Genomic DNA, 3,136 nt, shown 5'->3' with positions numbered 1-3,136 from the left:
GCTTCCACTACGGCGACGTCTGGTATCGGGGTTATTACACGGCCGCCGCCGGCGTGCAAAGCGTCAGCCTCTCCTACTCGTCGGGCACCCAGGGCATGTTGATGGCCTGGCTGGACGGTGTGCCGCTGGGCACGCACCGGCAGCCGGTGCCGACCAAGGCGCAGGATTCGCAGAGCACGTGGACCGCCACCGCGACTTTCGCTGTTCCCTCCACGCTCAGCGACTCGGGCGCGCATGTGCTCGCGGTGCTCGTGCGGCCGATGGCGCACAGCGAGGACGGTGGATCGAACGACGCGCACAAGGCGGCGCGCGGACTGACCGCCGCCACTTTCTCGGGCGCGACTCCAGCCGTGACCTGGCGGATTCAGGGAGCTGACACGGCTTCGGCCGATCCGCTGCGCGGCCCGCTGAACAACGGCGGACTCTACGGTGAGCGCTCCGGCTGGCACCTGCCGGCCTTCGCCGACGGCGCCTGGCAGCAAGTCAGCCTGCCTCAGGCGGACGACAGCCAGGGCGTCAGCTGGCTGCGCACGACCTTCAACCTGGCTGTGCCGCACGGAGTCGACGCCTCCATCGGGCTGACGCTGACCGACGATCCGGCGCGCGCCTACCGGGTGCAGATCTTCCTCAACGGCTGGAATGTCGGGCAGTACATCAACGACGTGGGACCACAGCACACCTTCGTGCTGCCCAACGGCATTCTGCGCGGTCGCGGTCGCAACACCCTGGCTCTCGCGGTGCTGCGCGATGGCACGACGCCGGCCGGGCCGAGCAGCGTCAGCCTCACGCTGCTCGGCCTCGCCGCGGGCGGCGTGCCCGTCGCCAATCTGCCTCTTACAGCCACCGATGGAAGAAGGCACTGATCAGCTCGCGCTCCGCCGCGATCGTGAGCGAAGGGTTCGCGCAACCGATGTCACCGGTCACCGTGGCAGCCGACAGCTTGTCAGCGAGCTGAGGGATCAGCGCCTCGGCGTCGGTGTAGGAACCGTGCCGGGTTCCCGGGAGCGTCACGTCCTGATGCCAACCGGTGCTGTGCTGCCACAGCGAAGCCCAGGAAGGCTCGGCCACGTGGTTGGACCCGCCCGGGCCCGCGCTGCCGAGGAGCAGGAACGGGCGCGTCAGTCCGTGCCGCGCTACCGGGGAAAGGTGCGTGCCGTCCGGGATCTGCGTGTACTCCAGCGTTCCGTCCATGTCGATCCCGGCCGCGATGCGCGGGTCCTGATACATCGCTTCCAGCGCGGTGAATCCGCCCGCGGAGTGGCCGAACATCCCAACGTGCCGGGTGTCGAGCGCGCTGCCGAGGCCCGCCGGTAGTGGACGGTGCTCGGCGTCCGGGTTGCGCCCCGTCGCGAGCGCGTCGAGCTGGTCGAGCACGAACTCGGTGTCGGCGACCCTGGTCTCCTCCAGCGCCTGCAGGAACTCGGGTACCGTGCCGTCACTATCCGCCTTCTGATACCAGGTCATGATGTCGCTGTCGATGATCCGGCCGCCGGGGAACTCCACGGCCGGGGACTCGTACGTCGGATCGATGGTGACCACGACGTATCCCTCGCTGGCCAACTGGTCGACCAGGGTCGTGTCCCAGGAGCGCACGTCAACGGCGCCGGGCGAGTACAGCACGACCGGATGGCGTCCGCCGAGGACCGGAGCTCCCGCGTGCTCGTGTGTGAGCGTCGCCGACCAGTCGACCGTGTGCGGCGGCACGCTGTAGTTCCCCGGCCCGGCCAAAGCATCGAAGCCTGCTGCGACGCCGGGCGTCATCTGCGGCGCCACCGGGTAGTGCTGCGCGTCGCGCGCCGGATAGACGACGCTGACCATCAGCTCTCGATAGGGCTTTGGCGGGTCCCATCGCTCCGGCCGGGACCGGTCGATCAGGTGCAGATCCACGACTCCGACCTGGTGGACCCCCGTCGGCGCCGGGAGAGTCAGCGCTCCCGTTTGTGCCGTGGTGCCAGCGGCAGCGACGCTGGTACCGGACGCCGTGGTGATGGTGAGTAAGGCCACGCAGGTGGTGGCGAAAGCAGCTCGCACGGCTTAACCCCCGTATTGCGACAGAGCGAGAATCGGGCCTCTTCATGCTCGCCGTGGCGTGTCTGTCCCGGCGACGGCGTCACCACGACGATCAACAGTGGGGCTAGCACGAATTTCGGTCGGGTTAGGCCGAGCCATGACAGCACTATGCGACCGTGAGCCGCATTGATGCGTCTCTACATCTGCGCAATACGGCCACGTGCGTGTACGACCTCTCCTACAACCTCGGCGACCGGATTCCGGATTCGTTGACGTACACCGTGACGCCCGCGGTCCAGTCCCACCTGGCCGAGGTCGACGAGCGCTTCTACGGCATCGACGGCGACACCACGCCGTACGGCGAGAATCGCTACGGCCTGACCGACAGCGGGTTCCTGGCTCTCGAGTTCTCGGGCACAGTGCCGGGCGGTTCGACGCGCACCGACTACGTTTCGACGTAGCCGGGTATCGGCTGGAATCAGGAAGCCGCGCCGCCGATCACCGTGAACGGCCAGAAGAACACCTACGCGTGGGTGACCGAGATCCCCGGCTTCACGCACTACGCCCCCGGCAGCAAGCGCGCCGCCGAGTGGGCGAAGCAGGTCTTCCGGCCGGGACCGTACTCCGGCACGGAGCTGTCGGAGAGCGCCTGCGCGCCGCAGCCTTCCACCAGGGCGGCGGGCAACATTCACGTCGAGCTGGTCGACCTGCAGAACCTGGCGGACGGTTATGACTGCCTCGGGTTGTTCGGAGCGACCACCGAGGCGATGCGGCTCTACCACGGCGCCGACCTGCTGGGCACGGCGGCCTCCTCGGTCGCGGACTTCGCCGTGCCGGCCGGCCCCGGCACGTACCGGCTGGTCTACGACGAATCCACGGCCGCCATCCCGGTCTCCACGCAGACCAGCACCACGTGGACCTTCCACTCGTCGGCGCCGGTCGGACCGAAACTACGCAGGATCCCGCTGCTGACGATCGACTACGATCTGCCGCTCGGCCTGGACGACCACCCGGACGGCGACACGGCGATCCTGACCGCTTCGCGCGTCGCAGGATCCGGATCGGCGCCTGTCAAGGAGCTGCGACTGTGGACGTCGACGGACGGCGGCGCCACCTGGATCTCGGC

3 protein-coding genes and 1 pseudogene are annotated in these 3,136 nt (G+C 68.6%); 3 read left to right on the top strand and 1 reads right to left on the bottom strand.

What is annotated here, in order from left to right; translation table 11 throughout:
- A partial coding sequence (locus tag VFB40_RS26235) for a beta galactosidase jelly roll domain-containing protein (protein WP_324855283.1) occupies positions 1–863 on the top strand: 863 nt, incomplete at its 5' end.
- Here the strand turns inward: VFB40_RS26235 and VFB40_RS26230 are convergent.
- Positions 835–1,887, bottom strand: coding sequence for an alpha/beta hydrolase family protein (locus VFB40_RS26230; protein ID WP_324855281.1), 1,053 nt, complete (start codon positions 1,885–1,887; stop codon positions 835–837). The two genes, VFB40_RS26235 and VFB40_RS26230, sit on opposite strands and share 29 nt — an antisense overlap.
- 299 nt (positions 1,888–2,186) lie before the next feature.
- On the opposite strand from VFB40_RS26230, the gene VFB40_RS26225 reads away from it, so the two are divergent.
- Both VFB40_RS26225 and VFB40_RS26220 read left to right on the top strand, forming a co-directional pair.
- Complete coding sequence (locus VFB40_RS26225) at positions 2,187–2,471, top strand: hypothetical protein (protein ID WP_324855278.1); 285 nt, start codon at positions 2,187–2,189, stop codon at positions 2,469–2,471.
- 42 nt (positions 2,472–2,513) lie between these two features.
- Positions 2,514–3,136, top strand: a pseudogene (locus tag VFB40_RS26220) (hypothetical protein); the annotation flags it as partial.

Origin of the sequence: Actinocrinis sp. (assembly GCF_035650855.1) — a bacterium.
In the GTDB taxonomy this organism is placed as follows: Bacteria; Actinomycetota; Actinomycetes; order Streptomycetales; family Catenulisporaceae; genus Actinocrinis.
This window is presented reverse-complemented; position numbering and strand designations above follow the sequence as displayed.